Origin of the sequence: Patiriisocius marinus, assembly GCF_008974325.1 — a bacterium.
GTDB lineage: Bacteria > Bacteroidota > Bacteroidia > Flavobacteriales > Flavobacteriaceae > Patiriisocius > Patiriisocius marinus.
The window spans coordinates 398,208-413,314 of sequence record NZ_BKCG01000002.1 but is presented as its reverse complement, the minus strand read 5'-3'; the positions used below and the strand labels follow the sequence as shown (position 1 = coordinate 413,314).

General features: G+C 32.9%; 15 protein-coding genes. 10 read left to right on the top strand and 5 right to left on the bottom strand.

The annotated features are described in order from the left end of the window. Positions 1-2: 2 nt before the first annotated feature. Entirely contained in the window at positions 3-1,292 is a 1,290-nt protein-coding gene (hisD, locus tag GBH57_RS06865; protein ID WP_151673390.1) for a histidinol dehydrogenase, read from the bottom strand. A 55-nt stretch (positions 1,293-1,347) separates the two neighbouring features. Further along, on the bottom strand, positions 1,348-2,205 hold the full coding sequence (gene hisG / locus GBH57_RS06860; RefSeq protein ID WP_151673388.1) for an ATP phosphoribosyltransferase: 858 nt from the start codon (positions 2,203-2,205) through the stop codon (positions 1,348-1,350). Between the two features lie 350 nt (positions 2,206-2,555). Between hisG and GBH57_RS06855 the strand changes: the two genes are divergently transcribed. The 3 genes from GBH57_RS06855 to GBH57_RS06845 are packed head-to-tail and all read left to right on the top strand — an operon-like array spanning position 2,556 to position 5,864. After that, positions 2,556-3,527: an OmpA family protein gene (locus tag GBH57_RS06855; protein WP_161596074.1), complete on the top strand. Its 972-nt coding sequence runs from the start codon at positions 2,556-2,558 to the stop codon at positions 3,525-3,527. Then, positions 3,527-4,135, top strand: a complete 609-nt coding sequence (locus tag GBH57_RS06850) for a helix-hairpin-helix domain-containing protein (protein WP_151673384.1) — start codon at positions 3,527-3,529, stop codon at positions 4,133-4,135. The genes GBH57_RS06855 and GBH57_RS06850 overlap by 1 nt, the downstream gene beginning before the upstream one ends. A gap of 1 nt (position 4,136) precedes the next feature. Then, positions 4,137-5,864, top strand: coding sequence for a sodium:solute symporter family protein (locus GBH57_RS06845; RefSeq protein WP_151673382.1), 1,728 nt, complete (start codon positions 4,137-4,139; stop codon positions 5,862-5,864). Positions 5,865-5,947: 83 nt separating this feature from the next. Here the strand turns inward: GBH57_RS06845 and GBH57_RS06840 are convergent, their stop codons facing one another. Then, positions 5,948-6,298: a 4Fe-4S dicluster domain-containing protein gene (locus GBH57_RS06840; protein ID WP_151673380.1), complete on the bottom strand. Its 351-nt coding sequence runs from the start codon at positions 6,296-6,298 to the stop codon at positions 5,948-5,950. Positions 6,299-6,365: 67 nt separating this feature from the next. On the opposite strand from GBH57_RS06840, the gene GBH57_RS06835 reads away from it, so the two are divergent. The 6 genes from GBH57_RS06835 to GBH57_RS06810 all read left to right on the top strand — a co-directional run bounded on the left by GBH57_RS06835 (position 6,366) and on the right by GBH57_RS06810 (position 11,248). Next, positions 6,366-7,382, top strand: a complete 1,017-nt coding sequence (locus tag GBH57_RS06835) for an acyl-CoA reductase (RefSeq protein WP_151673378.1) — start codon at positions 6,366-6,368, stop codon at positions 7,380-7,382. A 145-nt stretch (positions 7,383-7,527) separates the two neighbouring features. Further along, complete coding sequence (gene serC / locus GBH57_RS06830; RefSeq protein WP_151673376.1) at positions 7,528-8,595, top strand: 3-phosphoserine/phosphohydroxythreonine transaminase; 1,068 nt, start codon at positions 7,528-7,530, stop codon at positions 8,593-8,595. Between the two features lie 77 nt (positions 8,596-8,672). After that, complete coding sequence (locus GBH57_RS06825; protein ID WP_151673374.1) at positions 8,673-9,623, top strand: D-2-hydroxyacid dehydrogenase; 951 nt, start codon at positions 8,673-8,675, stop codon at positions 9,621-9,623. A gap of 138 nt (positions 9,624-9,761) precedes the next feature. Continuing rightward, positions 9,762-10,409: a DUF937 domain-containing protein gene (locus GBH57_RS06820; protein WP_151673372.1), complete on the top strand. Its 648-nt coding sequence runs from the start codon at positions 9,762-9,764 to the stop codon at positions 10,407-10,409. A 126-nt stretch (positions 10,410-10,535) separates the two neighbouring features. Next, positions 10,536-10,943: a DUF6146 family protein gene (locus GBH57_RS06815; protein WP_151673370.1), complete on the top strand. Its 408-nt coding sequence runs from the start codon at positions 10,536-10,538 to the stop codon at positions 10,941-10,943. Next, positions 10,940-11,248: a DUF6787 family protein gene (locus tag GBH57_RS06810; RefSeq protein ID WP_151673368.1), complete on the top strand. Its 309-nt coding sequence runs from the start codon at positions 10,940-10,942 to the stop codon at positions 11,246-11,248. Before GBH57_RS06815 ends, GBH57_RS06810 begins: the two co-directional genes overlap by 4 nt. Positions 11,249-11,354: 106 nt before the next feature. Here the strand turns inward: GBH57_RS06810 and GBH57_RS06805 are convergent, their stop codons facing one another. Together GBH57_RS06805 and folE are read right to left on the bottom strand one after the other, a co-directional pair. Next, on the bottom strand, positions 11,355-11,663 hold the full coding sequence (locus GBH57_RS06805) for a hypothetical protein (RefSeq protein ID WP_151673366.1): 309 nt from the start codon (positions 11,661-11,663) through the stop codon (positions 11,355-11,357). A 76-nt stretch (positions 11,664-11,739) separates the two neighbouring features. Next, on the bottom strand, positions 11,740-12,339 hold the full coding sequence (gene folE / locus GBH57_RS06800; RefSeq protein ID WP_151673364.1) for a GTP cyclohydrolase I FolE: 600 nt from the start codon (positions 12,337-12,339) through the stop codon (positions 11,740-11,742). A gap of 256 nt (positions 12,340-12,595) precedes the next feature. Here folE and GBH57_RS06795 point away from each other — a divergent pair, with 256 nt between their 5' ends. Beyond that, positions 12,596-15,028 carry a DUF5916 domain-containing protein gene (locus tag GBH57_RS06795; RefSeq protein WP_151673363.1) on the top strand — a complete coding sequence of 811 codons (2,433 nt, stop codon included), beginning with the start codon at positions 12,596-12,598 and terminating at the stop codon, positions 15,026-15,028. Positions 15,029-15,107 lie beyond the last annotated feature (79 nt).

Here is a 15,107-nt window from a genome sequence, read left to right as displayed (position 1 = left end):
GTTTAGTTTCCTTGTAATTTTTTTAACCTTAATGTAACTGCATTTTTGTGAGCATCTAAACCTTCGGCTGCTGCCATTAATTCGATAGAAGGTCCAATTGCAGTTATTCCTTTTTCTGAAATTTTCTGAAATGTTATACTCTTGGTAAAACTGTCTAGATTAACACCACTATATTGTCTTGCATAGCCATTTGTAGGTAATGTGTGATTGGTACCTGAGGCATAATCACCTGCACTTTCGGGAGTAAAGTTTCCTATAAAAACAGAACCTGCATTAGCGATGTTATTTACAAAAAACGTTTCGTCTGCTGCACAAACAATAAAATGTTCTGGCGCATAGGTATTAATTAATTGCAATGCTATTTGGTCAGTTTCAACTTCTATAAATCGTGCATTGATTAATGCTTGTAGTGCTATTTCTTTTCTAGGAAGCTTTTCTACTTGTTTTAAAATTTCTGCTTTAGTATTTTCAATCATCGTTTTAGAAGTACTCACTAAAACCACTTGACTGTCTATACCGTGTTCTGCTTGACTCAATAAATCGCTAGCTACAAACGACGGAATAGCCGTATCATCTGCAAAAACTAATAATTCGCTAGGTCCTGCAGGCATATCAATACTAACACCAAACCTTGTAGCCCATTGTTTAGCAACTGTCACAAATTGATTTCCTGGGCCAAATATTTTATAAACTTGAGGGATGGTTTCTGTTCCAAAAGTCATTGCAGCAATCGCTTGTATCCCTCCTACTTTATAAATAGTTTTAACTCCGCAAAGCTCCGCCGCATAAAGGATGGCAGGATTTACTTCCCCTTGTTTATTAGGCGGTGTACAAAGAATAATCTCTTTACAACCTGCAATTTTTGCTGGTATTGCTAACATTAAAATCGTTGAAAATAATGGTGCAGTTCCTCCTGGAATATATAAGCCTACTTTTTCAATAGCTCTTTTTTCTTGCCAGCAATTTACGCCTGGCATTGTTGCAACTTCTACTTTAGGAGTTTTCTGTGCTTTGTGAAATTTTTCAATATTAGATTTGGCTAGTTTTATTGCATTTTGCAAATCTTCGGGAATTAGCATTTCTGCTTTGCTAAATTCTTCTTCGGAAACTTTAATTTCATTTAAACTTGTTCCATCAAAAAGTGAGGTATATTTTGATACAGCTGTGTCTCCTTTTTTTGAAATTTCATTAAAAATGTCACTAACAGTTTTCTCAATTTCTTCAAAAGATTTCGTGGGACGTTTTAGTATTTCGTTCCAATTTGAAGGTGCTGGATTTGTATATGTTTTCATAGTTTTTCTATTTAATAATCAACTATTGATAGTGCTGACTTGGGTTGAAGGGTTATTAAACTACCATTTTTTCAATGGGACATACTAAAATACCTTCTGCTCCAGCCATTTTTAATTGGTCTATTATTTCCCAAAAAGTATCTTGTTGTAATACACTGTGCACACTGCTCCATCCTTCTTCGGCTAGGGGTAAAATTGTTGGGCTTCTCATCCCAGGTAGGATTGATATAATTTCATTCAATTTTTCATTGGGAGCGTTAAGCAAAACATACTTAGAAGTTCTTCCCATTAAAACAGACTGAATTCTAAAATTCAATTTTTCTAAAATATCGCTAGAAATTGCATCTATATCTGGAGATTTTGCAAGTACTGCTTCACTCTTTAAAATGGTAACTACCTCTTTTAAATTGTTTTTAAATAATGTACTTCCACTACTTACAATATCGCAAATGGCATCAGACAAGCCTATATTTGGAGCAATTTCCACACTACCATTAATGAGGTGTAAATCTGCTGTAACATTTTTACTTTTCAAATAATTACGCACCGTATTTGGGTATGAAGTTGCTATACGTTTAGTGTTAAAAAAGTTGATATCTGTGTAACTTTCTCCTTTAGGGATTGCTAAAGAAACGCGACACTTTGAGAAGCCTAACTTTTGAATAAAAGGGATATCATATTCTTTTTCAATTAATACATTTTCACCTATAATTGCGCAGTCAACTACGCCATCAAGCAAATATTTAGGGATATCTCCATTACGTAAATAATAGACTTCCATTGGGAAGTTTTTTGCAGTGGCTTTTAACTGATCTTTCCCATTATCAATTGATATTCCACACTCTTTAAGTAATTGTATAGACTCTTCGTGTAGTCTACCAGATTTTTGAATTGCTATTCTTAGTTTTTTCATTTTAAACAGTTTATTAATAATCTCAATTGATTTTAAACATTAAACCAATAATCTAGGGTGTTTGAGATTTTTAAAATAGCAACCAGCAGAAATAAAAAAACCCGCTTGATTGCTCAAACGGGTTTAGATTATATAGTAAATTATTACAACAACATCATTTCCTCGCAGGAGCGTGGTTTATTAAATGATGATGATGTACTTGATTGTTGTTCATAATTATGCAGCAAAACTATAAATAATATTTTAATAGAACCGCTTAAATCAGGTTTCTTTTTTGCAAATTAATTGTTAAATTTGTTAGTTATCTAATTTCACGTTAGATATTACATTGTCAAATGCATACTAACTATATGAAAAACTTCATTCTAGCTTTTTTTATCTTCCTTGTTTGGACGACTTTTGGCTTGTGGATTTATTCATGGTTATCTTCAGATGATACCGTAGCCTCTGTAAACAATGAACTAATAGAGGATCTTGAAGTTAGTTCGCTAAACGAAACCATAGAACCTATCATCGAGACTATTAAACCCATTGATTCAATTATACCTCCAGAAATAGTAGAACCAATAGCGGTTGGTTTAGTCGCTAGAGCTGTTTCTAATGACACACTTTTTAGTTTTATTGAGGGAATTTCGTTTAAGAAAGATTCAGTAGGCATTATTGTTCCTGAATCGAGTATCGATTATAAATATGAATTAAATAATTATTTATACGATAATCCCGATCTTGAATTACATGTATTGTCTGTTTACAGTCCGTTAGAAAGACTTGAAGATTCTAACTTAGGAGTTCAAAGAGGCGACTTAATTGTTAAAGAACTTGTAGCAACTGGCATCGAAAGTAAAAAAATAGTAGTAGTTTCAGTAATTGAAGACATTGAGTTTGATAAAAACGAAATTTATAATAAAGGTATTACGTTTCAATTTAGTCCTTTAGATCAAAACAGAATTGCAGCATTAAAACCTAAATTTGTCGAAACACCTAAAAAGATAATTTTCTACCCAAATTTTTCGGATACAGGTATCTTACAAAATGATGAGCTAGACAACTTAATGTACAAAGTGAAAGATATTATGGATGCAAATCCTGCAACTAAACTTATTATTACAGGGCATACAGATGATGTGGGAGATTCGCAGGACAATCACTTATTAGGACTTAATTATGCCAAAGAAATGCGTTGGTATTTTAAAAATAAAGGTGATATTAATCCAAGTAGAATGAAAGCTATGTCAATGGGAGAATTTAGACCCCTTAGAAACAATAAAACAGCATCAGGACGCAGGATTAATAGACGAGTAGAATTACAGTTTACTAAATAATGACGAACTTAGAACAATTTTTAAATCAACTATCTAGCCCAAGTTTTATTGGGATAGCACTATTGATGTTTAGTACATTTATATTGGGATACATCTTTGGCTCTTATGGAATGAGAGTGACTAAAGACTCGAAAATTGCTGCTTTAAAAAAACAAATTAATGCTTTTAAAATTTCAGAAAAAGCAAAAAAAGTTGACACGACCTTTACAGAACTTAAGCCCAAAATTATTCAAGCAGTAAGAGATCAACAATTTGATTCACCGCTACCTTCTAAAGTTGAACCTAAAGTTGCAGTGGCACCAGATTCAATTATTTCGAGAACCAGAAGCAATTTTGTTAATTATTCAATCAATTCACCATCGCTGGATTTTGAAAGTATTGGATATGCAAATAAAAGTAAAAAGGATCAGTTAACTCAAATTAACGGTATAGGTCCTTACATTGAGCAAAAACTTAACGAAATAGGTATTTATAATTTTGATCAAATAAGTAGACTTCAAATCAAGGATATCAGAATTCTAACTACACTTATAGATTTTTTCCCAGGACGTATTGAGCGTGACAATTGGGTAGGTCAAGCAAAGGAACTCACCCTAATCAAAGATTAATATGAAGATAACAACACTAGACTGGGCATTAATAATTGCCTTTTTTATCATTTTTTTAATTATTGGTGTTGTAGTATCTAAAAAAGCAGGAAAAGACACAAAGGAATTTTTTCTTTCTGGAAGAAATATGCCTTGGTGGCTTTTAGGTGTTTCAATGGTAGCAACAACTTTTGCTGCTGATACACCAGGTCTTGTAACTGAACTTGTACGTGTTAATGGAGTATCTGGAAATTGGGTTTGGTGGGCAATGCTACTAACAGGTATGCTTACCGTTTTCTTCTATGCAAAACTATGGCGACGATCTGGAATTAATACCGATTTAGAATTTTACGAATTACGATATTCAGGAAAATCCGCTAGCTTCTTGAGAGGATTTAGAGCCATCTATTTAGGTGTTATATTCAATATAATTACAATGGCAGGCGTCTGTTTAGCTGGGGCTAAAATTGCAAACATACTGTTAGGTATTTCACAAGAAGAAGCTCTACTCTACTCTTCAATCATTGTGGTACTTTATTCATCATTAGGTGGATTAAAAGGAGTCTTAATAACTGATATGATTCAGTTTGTTATAGCAATGGTAGGCTCCGTTTGGGCAACTATTTATATAATAAATATTCCTGAAATAGGTGGTTTACAAAATTTATTAACACACGAGAATGTAGTGGGAAAACTAAACATTCTACCAGATTTCTCTAATACTGAAATGCTCATAACATTATTTATTATTCCATTTGCCGTCCAATGGTGGAGTACTTGGTATCCAGGAGCTGAACCTGGTGGTGGTGGATATATAGCACAAAGAATGCTTGCCGCTAAAGATGAAAAAAATGCCACTTGGGCTACCTTATTTTTCAATTTTGCACATTATGCAGTTAGACCTTGGCCTTGGATTTTGGTTGGCTTAGCTTCATTAATATTGTTCCCTACATTAGATTCTATTGCCACTGCATTCCCAAACTTAAATGAAGAAATGCAAGGGCACGATGTGGCATATGCTGCTATGATGACATACTTACCAGCAGGATTAATTGGAATTGTACTAACTTCACTAATTGCTGCATTTATGAGCACCATTTCAACTCAACTAAATTGGGGAAGTTCATATATCGTAAATGATTTTTATGGAAGATTTATTAAGCAAGATGCTACTGAAAAGCAAAAGGTATTTGTAGGTAGATTATCTACTGTAATTCTAATGATTTGTGCTGCCTTATTTTCTTTCTATATTAAATCTGCTAAAGATGTGTTTGACCTATTATTACAAATAGGTGCTGGAACTGGTTTATTATTTATTCTTCGTTGGTTCTGGAAACGAATCAATCCATATAGTGAAATTGCAGCCATGGCTATTTCCTTTATAATTGCAATCTTCTTTTTCATAAACAAGAAATTGGCAACTCCTATGTTTGAGTTAGATGGACATTGGCAATTAATATTAGGTGTGTTAATTACAACTGTAGGATGGATAATCGTTACACTACTAACAAAACCTTCTGAAACCGAAACTATTAATTCATTTGAAAGTTTAGTTTTTGGAGATGAGAGTAAGTTTAAGAATATCAACTTTAAAATTCTAGCCTTTTTAATGGGCGTTATAGGTACTTATAGTTTTTTATTCGCTACAGGATATTTTATCTACGGAAAGACAACAGTGGCTATTATTTTAAGCTGTGTTACGACAGCCTGTGCTCTTGGTTTAATAAAAATCTGGAAGAAAATTGTATAATTATTATTTCAGCTAAAAACAACATATAAAAAAAGCACCCACTTTAGTGGATGCTTTTTTTATACAATGAAATTGAAATATGTTTACTTATGGTGCATAAATGCTTGTTTACCTAGTAATACTTCTTCTGTTTCAACATTATCATCATCTGGAATACAACAATCCACTGGACAAACAGCTGCACATTGTGGCTCCTCATGGAAACCTTTACATTCTGTACACTTATCTGCTACTATATAATAGATTTCGTCACTAATTGGTTCCTGCGTTTCTTCTGCATCAACTGATTTTCCATTAGGCAGTACTAAACTACCCTCTAAATCAGTACCATCAGCGTAACGCCAGTCATCTGCTCCTTCGTAAATTGCTGTGTTTGGACATTCCGGTTCACATGCACCACAATTGATACATTCGTCTGTTATTATTATTGCCATAGTATGGGGTTCTTTTTCTTAACTTTGTGCAAATTTAACGTCTACAATCGGCAACTCCAAACCAAGTATGAAATTACAAGAAAGAATTAACGCTTTTACAGCTTTAGGTGCAACAATTCAAAACAATATTTCTCAACCAGAAAGTATTGAAATGAGAGAATTACTTTCAGCTGCTCGCGCTAACAACGGGTGGTTCACAGAGGATTCTGTATTATTAGCACTTAAGCAATGGAGCGAAGCATTAACAAAATCAAATTTAGAGCAATGGGTTTCGTTATATAATATTTCCGAAGAAAATTTAAATCCCAAGACAATTGCTATTGTAATGGCAGGGAATATTCCGCTTGTTGGTTTTCATGATTTTATTTCTGTACTTATTACAGGTAATACTGTTTTATCTAAAATGTCATCAAACGATAAAATTCTACTTAGTTATTTAACACAGAAGCTATTTGAAATAAATCCTGAATTTAAGAACTACATCCGTACTACTAAAGATCAGCTAACCGATTTTGATGCAGTTATAGCTACTGGTAGTAATAACACTGCTCGTTATTTTGACTATTATTTCAAGAAACATCCAAATATTATTCGCAAAAACAGAAATAGCGTTGCGCTTATTACTGGTAACGAAACACCTGAGCAAATGCAATTATTAGCGAAAGATGTTTTTACATATTTTGGACTTGGTTGCCGAAATGTCTCTAAAATATTAGTGCCTAAAGGGTATGATTGGGATCACTTTTTTAATAATATGTTTATTGCAAAAGATATCATTAATAATCATAAATATGCAAATAACTACGATTATAACAAAGCTGTTTATTTAATGAGTAATATAAAATTACTTGATAATGAATTTATGTTATTGAAAGAAGATGCGGGTTACTCTTCTCCTATTTCGGTTGTTTTTTACGAGTTTTACGAAACTGTTGAGAAAGCAAAACAAAAACTAGAAAATGAGACTGATCAAATTCAATGTATTGTTTCAAACGATCACTTAGCACACGGAGAAACTCAAAATCCTCAACTTTGGGACTATGCTGACGGTGTTGACACCATTGAATTTATCTTAAATATATAGTAGGATTATTAGATATTCCGTAATCACAAATTTTATTCTTAACACATATTTTCACAAGGTTAATAACTTAACAATTAAATCTATGCGTTCATTTTATATTGTTTTCCCTATTTCACATCTTTGTAAAAAATAAACTTCAGCACCCATGAAAAAACACAATTTTAGCGCAGGACCTTGTATTTTACCACAATCTGTTTTTGAAAAAGCATCACAAGCGGTTTTAAACTTTAACGAACTAAATCTTTCTATTTTAGAGATTTCACACCGAAGCAAGCCTTTTGTAGCGGTTATGGAACGTGCACAAGAATTAGCTTTAGAACATTTAGGACTACAAAACAAAGGATATAAAGCATTGTTTTTACAAGGTGGAGCTAGTATGGAGTTTTTAATGGTGGCTTATAATTTACTAGAAACAAAAGCTGGATATTATAATACAGGAACTTGGTCTGACAAAGCAATTAAAGAAGCTAAGCTTTTTGGTGAAGTTGAAATTTTAGCATCATCTAAAGAAGCTAACTTTAATTATATCCCTAAAAATGTAACTATTTCTTCTGGATTAGACTACGTTCACTGCACAAGTAACAATACTATTTTTGGAACTCAAATGAATGAGTTTCCAGAAACTGACTGTCCTTTAATATGCGATATGAGTAGTGACATATTTTCAAGAGTTTTAGATTTTTCTAAATTCGATTTAATATATGCTGGAGCTCAGAAAAATATGGGACCAGCAGGAACGACTCTAGTTGTAGTTAAAGAAGAAATACTAGGTAAAGTTACTCGCCAGATTCCTTCAATGCTCGATTATAAAGTTCACATTTCTAAAGACAGTATGTTTAATACACCCGCTGTATTCCCAATCTACGTATCAATGTTAACAATGGAGTGGCTAAAAGAACAAGGTGGCGTTGCAGCTATTGAAAAAATAAATAATAAAAAAGCCGAAATACTCTATACAGAAATTGATCGCAATCCATTGTTTAATGGTTTTGTAGCGAACAAAGAAGATAGATCTAAGATGAATGCTACGTTTGTACTTACAAATGATGCTTTAAAAGAAACATTTGATACTATGTGTGCTAAAGCTGGAATAAATGGCTTAAATGGTCACCGTAGTGTGGGCGGTTACAGAGCATCAATGTACAACGCTCTTTCTGTAGAAAGCGTACAAGTGTTAGTTGATGTTATGAAAGAGTTAGAAAAAGTAGCATAAATAATTAAGGATTTCAACTACGATAAATAATAATAAAACCGGTTTCTACTACTGTAGAGATTAAAAATAAGTTTTAAATGAAAGTATTAGCAAACGACGGAGTTTCAAAATCAGGTATCGACGCTTTAGAAAAAGCAGGATATGAAGTAATTACAACTAAAGTTGCTCAAGAGCAACTTGTAAATTTTATCAACGAACATAAAATTTCAGTATTATTAGTTCGAAGCGCAACTACAGCAAGGAAAGAATTAATTGACGCCTGCCCTACTTTAAAAGTTATTGGTCGTGGCGGCGTTGGTATGGACAATATTGATGTTACCTATGCTCGCGAAAAAGGCTTAAAGGTAATTAATACACCTGCAGCCTCTTCTTCATCAGTAGCCGAATTAGTATTTGCTCACCTTTTTGGAGGTGTTCGCTTTTTATATGATGCTAACCGTAATATGCCCTTAGATGGTGATACACGTTTTAAAGACTTAAAAAAGAATTACGCACAAGGTGCTGAACTTCGTGGTAAAACGATTGGAATTATCGGTTTTGGACGAATAGGTCGTGAAGTTGCTAAAATAGCACTTGGTTGTGGTATGAAGGTAATTGCAAGTGACAACTATGTAGGTGAAGCAGATATAACACTTGATTTTTACGACGGTCAAAAAGTAACATTGAAAATTAAAACGGAGCCTGTTTCAGAATTAATTCAACATAGTGATTTCATTACATTACATGTTCCTGCACAAAAAGAATATGTAATAGGCGAAGCCGAAATAGCTAAAATGAAAGATGGTGCTGCAATAATTAACGCTGCTAGAGGTGGTGTGATTGATGAGGTTGCACTCGTAAAAGCTTTAGATAGCGGTAAATTATCTTTTGCGGGGCTAGATACTTTCGAAGAAGAACCAACTCCAGCAATGAAAGTATTAATGAATCACAGAATTTCGTTAACACCACACATTGGAGCTGCTACTAATGAAGCTCAAGATAGAATAGGTACTGAGCTTGCAAGTCAAATTGTAGAGATATTAGGCTAACGGCTTAACGTTTATTTAATTACAATTAACGAAAACAACCTGTAACACTTAAAAAGTTACAGGTTGTTTAAGTTTTGATAGATTGTTTTTTTGTACATTTATGAAAACAGTAATTTAATTTAAAAAACTCAAATAAAAATGTCAGGAATATTAGACTTATTAAACAGTGATATGGGACGTCAATTAATTGGTGGCCTTAGTCAAGAAACAAATCAACCAGCAGATAAAACTGCTTCCGCATTAACAGCAGCTTTACCATTATTAATGGGAGCAATGAAAAGAAATGCAAGTAGTCCTGATGGTGCCGCAGGTTTAATGAGTGCACTTAGCGGTGGAAAACACGATGGAAGTATACTAGACAACCTTGGAGGTCTTTTTGGTGGTGGAGTTAATGAAGAAGTAAAAAGAGACGGCTTAGGTATCTTAGGTCACGTATTAGGTGGATCTCAAGATAATGTGGTTGGTGCAGTTTCTAAAAAATCAGGTATTGATACAAACGGTGTCATGCAAATTTTACAAGTTGCAGCTCCAGTATTACTTGGGTATTTAGGAAAACAGACAAAAGAACAAAACGTAGCTGACCAAAATGGTATTGGAAACTTACTTGGTGGTTTACTTGGTGGTGGAAATGATGCACAACCAAAACAACAAAGCTTAATCGAGTCTATTTTAGATGGTGACAATGACGGAAGCGTTATTGATGATATCGCTGGAATGGTACTTGGTGGCGGAAACAGTAATTCTGGTGGAATTGGTGGTCTTTTAGGAGGTCTTTTCGGAAAATAAAAATTCCAAAAACAATAGCTTAATATCATTAAAGCCATTTCTTAATAGAAGTGGCTTTTTTTTGTTAAAGCACGTTAAAAATGTTAGACTCTTAATTTAATTGTATAATTTTATTTTTTATTTACTATGAAGCTTCTTCCACTCTATCTTGTACTGTGTATTTCACTAATAAATTGTAAACCTAGCAAAGAGATGCCTGGTGGAACTAAAGATGCAAATAATGTCATTACAGACACTATAACAATTGCAAATGAATCTCTTGATTATGAAATAATAATTTTAGAACAAGGATTTGAAAGGTATTTAAGCACACAGCCAAATGAGGAATATTACAGTGAAACTTTTTTAGAAAGTAAAAACTTGTTTTACTCTCAAGAATACAACAGACGAGTAAGAGATATATCACGTTCTCGAGATTTATATCCACAAGAAATAAATTATGACCGAAATGTTCACTACGGAAAAGAAGTAAACTATTTACTCTTTAATTATTTCCAATTTTTTGAGCAAAAATACAATCAACGTCTTAAATGAAACGATTAAAAGAAAAGTGGAATATTACCACTAACTGGCAATTAACAGTCATTTTTATAGTCTTTGCAATTACAGGAAGTACGGCAGCTAAAATAGCTGGGCCAGTAACTGAAGCTGTTGGCATTTCTAACAATCTAGCGTGGTATATATATTGGCCTATTAGAATTTTAATGGTTTTCCCACTCTATCAAGTATTTTTAGTTTTCTTCGGATGGCTTTTTGGTGAGTTTCAATTTTTCTGGAATTTTGAAAAGAAAATGATTCGCAGTATGCGACTTGGATTTCTTCTGAAAGATGACAACTAAAAGATTTTACTTCCTTTTTTTATAATTTCAGAAATTAACATAACTAGTTAAAAACAAAAATGCCCAAGGTTTAAATCTTGGGCATTTCTTATAAAAAGGATATTAATTAATCGTCTATTCTAATTTCAATAGGTTGCATTGTTCTAGAATCTTCTTTTTTCCAAACAAATGTATACAACCACATTAAGGTGAATGTTGGTATAAAATCGGTCATAGGTATAATCTCTTCAATAAAGACAATTACTGAGGCTATTTTACCTTCTCTTCCTTTATACATTTCACTCATTTGTTTAGCGGCATATGGTGCCCAAATAATGTCTAAAAATGGTCCTATTACTGGGATGGCCATAGTAACCATACCTATCGCATCAAAGAGCAAACTCTTTCTTAGCAATGATGTTTTTATATTTTGCATGTTGTGTTTTATTTATTAGTCTATTTGACCCGTAATTTATTACAACATACAAAGCAACTTCTATACCAAAAAAATACTACGATAGACTACTACTAATAAGTTTCAGAAATTCATTACGAGTTTCAATTTTTTCAAACTGACCACGAAACCCTGAAGTAGTAGTCACGCTGTTTTGTTTTTGAACACCGCGCATCATCATACACATATGACTAGCCTCAATAACAACAGCAACTCCTTTAGGTTTTAATGTATCATTAATACACTCAAGTATATCATGAGTTAATCGCTCTTGCACTTGCAATCTACGAGCAAATACATCAACAACTCTTGGTATTTTACTTAATCCTACAATATGCCCGTTAGGTATATAAGCAACGTGTGCTTTACCAAAAAAAGGGAGAATATGGTGCTCGCACAAACTGTACAATTCAATATCTTTAATAATAACCATATCATTATAGTCCTCAGCAAACATTGCTCCTTTTAAAATTTCGGCAGGATCTTGATCATAACCCTGTGTTAAAAACTGCATCGCTTTTGAAGCTCTTTCTGGGGTTTTTACTATTCCTTCACGAGTAATATCTTCACCTAAACCTGATATTATATTAGAATAATTATTTTTTAGTTCTTCTGTTGTTTCTTCATTGTACTCGTCAAAAAAGCGATAGTTGCTCATAGTAGCTTATTTATACAATCAATTAATATTTATAATAAATGATTTTATTTTAGTTATTCATTGTTTTAAAATGTGAGTAAAATAATTCTTTTACTCAATATTTCAGTGTTTTAGTCAATTTCCATTCTAACGAAATTAAGTATTCTTTTTAAGAGTGTTAATTTATGTACTACTAATTTAACTTTTTATTAATAGAAAGGAATGTTGACTCTTATAGATTTGTAAAAAATGCATTCGAACGTCTCTAGAATTTAATATGAATCTACGCCGAAATTTTCTTTCAATCCTTTTCTTCATTAGCGCAATTACAATATCATTTTCTCAAGTTTCAAAGAGAAGTGTTGAAGCATCTAGAATTACAAATAGCCCAAAAATTGATGGAACTTTAGACGATGTCATTTGGAATTCCTTACCAAAGTATGGTAATTTTAACATGTTAGATCCAGGAACTGAAGGTGATATTTCGAAAGGATATGAAACTGAGTTCCAACTTGCATACGATGATAAAGCGGTTTATGTAGCTGTATATTTAAATGATCTAGATCCTGATGCTATTGCAAGTCAATTTTCGCAACGTGATGACATCAATGTACAAGCAGATTACATAGCTATTGCACTTAACACTTACAATGATGGCATTAACGAAACACGCTTTGGGATAACAAGTGCTGGGACAATTTTTGATTCTAAAATTTCAATAAACAACGAGGATTTAGGCTATAATGTTGTTTTTGAAGGAAGAATGAGTAAAGATGCAAAAGGATGGTATGCCGAATTTAAAATACCATATCGAGCATTAAGATTTCCTGAAATAGAAGTCCAAGACTGGAGTATTAATTTATATCGTAAAATGATTCATATTAATGAAACACACAGTTTTGCTCCTATAGATAATACAAAAGGAAAAAGAACACAATACAATGCAAGTATTTCTGGTATAAGAAACATAAATCCCCCTACTCGATTAACACTATTCCCATTTGCGCAAGGAGTTGTATCTAATTTTGAAGGAGAAACCGAAACTTCAATTAGTGCAGGTATGGATATCAAATATGGGTTGAGCGATAGTTTTACACTCGATGCTACATTAATTCCAGATTTTGGTCAAGCAGCATTTGACAACGTTACATTAAACCTTGGTCCATTTGAACAGACTTTCTCTGAACAAAGACAATTTTTTAAAGAAGGAACGGAACTATTCAATAAAGGAAGAATCTTCTTTTCTAGACGTGTAGGAAATCGCCCTTCTGGACCATTAGAAGAATTAGGAGAGCACGAAGTAATTGACGAATTTCCAAAAAGAGTCCAATTACTTAATGCTATTAAAGTTTCAGGAAGAACACAAGAAAATTTAGGAATAGGAATTTTTAATGCAATCACTGAACGTACTTTTACAGCTGTAAGGGATTCAATTACTGGAACCATACGCGAAGTTGAGGTTGAACCACTAACAAACTATAACATTGTTGTATTAGATCAACAATTTAATGATAACTCTTCCATATCCTTAATCAATACAAATGTTGTGAGAGATGGACATTTTAGAGATGCAAATGTAACTGCAGTCGTATTTGATGTTTCAGATAAAGAAAACACCTATAATACTAGCGGTCGTGCAATAGTTAGTAATGTAAATTTGGCAACAGGAAACCAATCTGGACTTAGAACAGAACTAGATATTGCTAGCACTCAAGGTAAATTTAGATATCGTGTAGGTCACGATTTTGCAAACACAACCTTTGATATTAATGATTTAGGTTTAAACCGAACAAACAACTACAACAACTTTGTAGCAGGACTTTCGTACGAAATTTTTAATCCAACGAAAACATTCAATAAATATCGTTTTCAGTTAACAGCTCGACACTCACGCCTTTATAAGCCAAGTGTACAAACTCAAAATTATATTAATTTTAACAGCTTTTTTGTACTCCCTACTCGGTTTGCTTTTGGTGGAAATGTTTCTTGGGACTCTAAAAGAGATGACTATTTTGAAGCAAGAGTTGCTGGACGTTTTGTTTCTTTTCCTGAAAGTGTAGGAGGTCGTGTTTGGATTTCTTCAGACTTTAGAAAGAAATTTGCTTTAGATTCAGGTCTAGGATGCAGAGTCGCTTTTGATGATCCGCAAAGACAATATTACATTGATTTTTCTCCTAGATATAGATTCTCTGATAAGTTTAATATGATACTTCGCTCAGATTTTTCATTAAGAAATAAAAATTTTGGTTACGTAAACATTATTGATGACGAGGTCATTTTAGGACAACGAAACATTACTAGTTTAGAAAACGCTATTACTGCAAGCTATAATTTTGATCCGTACAAAGCAATCAACTTTCGTTTTAGAAATTTTTGGACAACAGTGGATTATACTGAAAACATATTTTTTGAACTTAATGAAGATGGAACACGTCAATTAGCTAGTTATGATACTACTGATGAAGATCCTAACGCTAACTTTAATATTTGGAACCTCGATTTAAGTTACACCTGGAGGTTTGCCCCAGGTAGTGAAGCGACACTGTTATACAGAAATCAAATTTTCAATAACGATAATGAATCAACAGTAAATTATACTGAAAGTTTAGGTTCGTTATTTGATCAAGAAATTCAAAACACCGTATCTTTAAGAGTTACCTATTTTATTGACTATAACAATTTAAAAACGTTCTTAAAGAAAGATTCATAATCTGAACATTTATTAATTTTAGTTGACAGTAAGACTTCTCTAAATAATTTCTATTTTTAGAGCACGGGAATTCCCCCTT

What these genes read in the sequence shown, in the direction of transcription:
- hisD (WP_151673390.1), bottom strand. Translation starts at nt 1,292, where the DNA reads ATGAAAACATATACAAATCCAGCACCTTCAAATTGGAACGAAATACTA.
- GBH57_RS06815 (WP_151673370.1), top strand. Translation starts at nt 10,536, where the DNA reads ATGAAGCTTCTTCCACTCTATCTTGTACTGTGTATTTCACTAATAAAT.
- hisG (WP_151673388.1), bottom strand. Translation starts at nt 2,205, where the DNA reads ATGAAAAAACTAAGAATAGCAATTCAAAAATCTGGTAGACTACACGAA.
- folE (WP_151673364.1), bottom strand. Translation starts at nt 12,339, where the DNA reads ATGAGCAACTATCGCTTTTTTGACGAGTACAATGAAGAAACAACAGAA.
- GBH57_RS06795 (WP_151673363.1), top strand. Translation starts at nt 12,596, where the DNA reads ATGAATCTACGCCGAAATTTTCTTTCAATCCTTTTCTTCATTAGCGCA.
- GBH57_RS06825 (WP_151673374.1), top strand. Translation starts at nt 8,673, where the DNA reads ATGAAAGTATTAGCAAACGACGGAGTTTCAAAATCAGGTATCGACGCT.
- GBH57_RS06805 (WP_151673366.1), bottom strand. Translation starts at nt 11,663, where the DNA reads ATGCAAAATATAAAAACATCATTGCTAAGAAAGAGTTTGCTCTTTGAT.
- GBH57_RS06855 (WP_161596074.1), top strand. Translation starts at nt 2,556, where the DNA reads ATGAAAAACTTCATTCTAGCTTTTTTTATCTTCCTTGTTTGGACGACT.
- GBH57_RS06820 (WP_151673372.1), top strand. Translation starts at nt 9,762, where the DNA reads ATGTCAGGAATATTAGACTTATTAAACAGTGATATGGGACGTCAATTA.
- GBH57_RS06845 (WP_151673382.1), top strand. Translation starts at nt 4,137, where the DNA reads ATGAAGATAACAACACTAGACTGGGCATTAATAATTGCCTTTTTTATC.
- GBH57_RS06850 (WP_151673384.1), top strand. Translation starts at nt 3,527, where the DNA reads ATGACGAACTTAGAACAATTTTTAAATCAACTATCTAGCCCAAGTTTT.
- GBH57_RS06835 (WP_151673378.1), top strand. Translation starts at nt 6,366, where the DNA reads ATGAAATTACAAGAAAGAATTAACGCTTTTACAGCTTTAGGTGCAACA.
- GBH57_RS06810 (WP_151673368.1), top strand. Translation starts at nt 10,940, where the DNA reads ATGAAACGATTAAAAGAAAAGTGGAATATTACCACTAACTGGCAATTA.
- serC (WP_151673376.1), top strand. Translation starts at nt 7,528, where the DNA reads ATGAAAAAACACAATTTTAGCGCAGGACCTTGTATTTTACCACAATCT.
- GBH57_RS06840 (WP_151673380.1), bottom strand. Translation starts at nt 6,298, where the DNA reads ATGGCAATAATAATAACAGACGAATGTATCAATTGTGGTGCATGTGAA.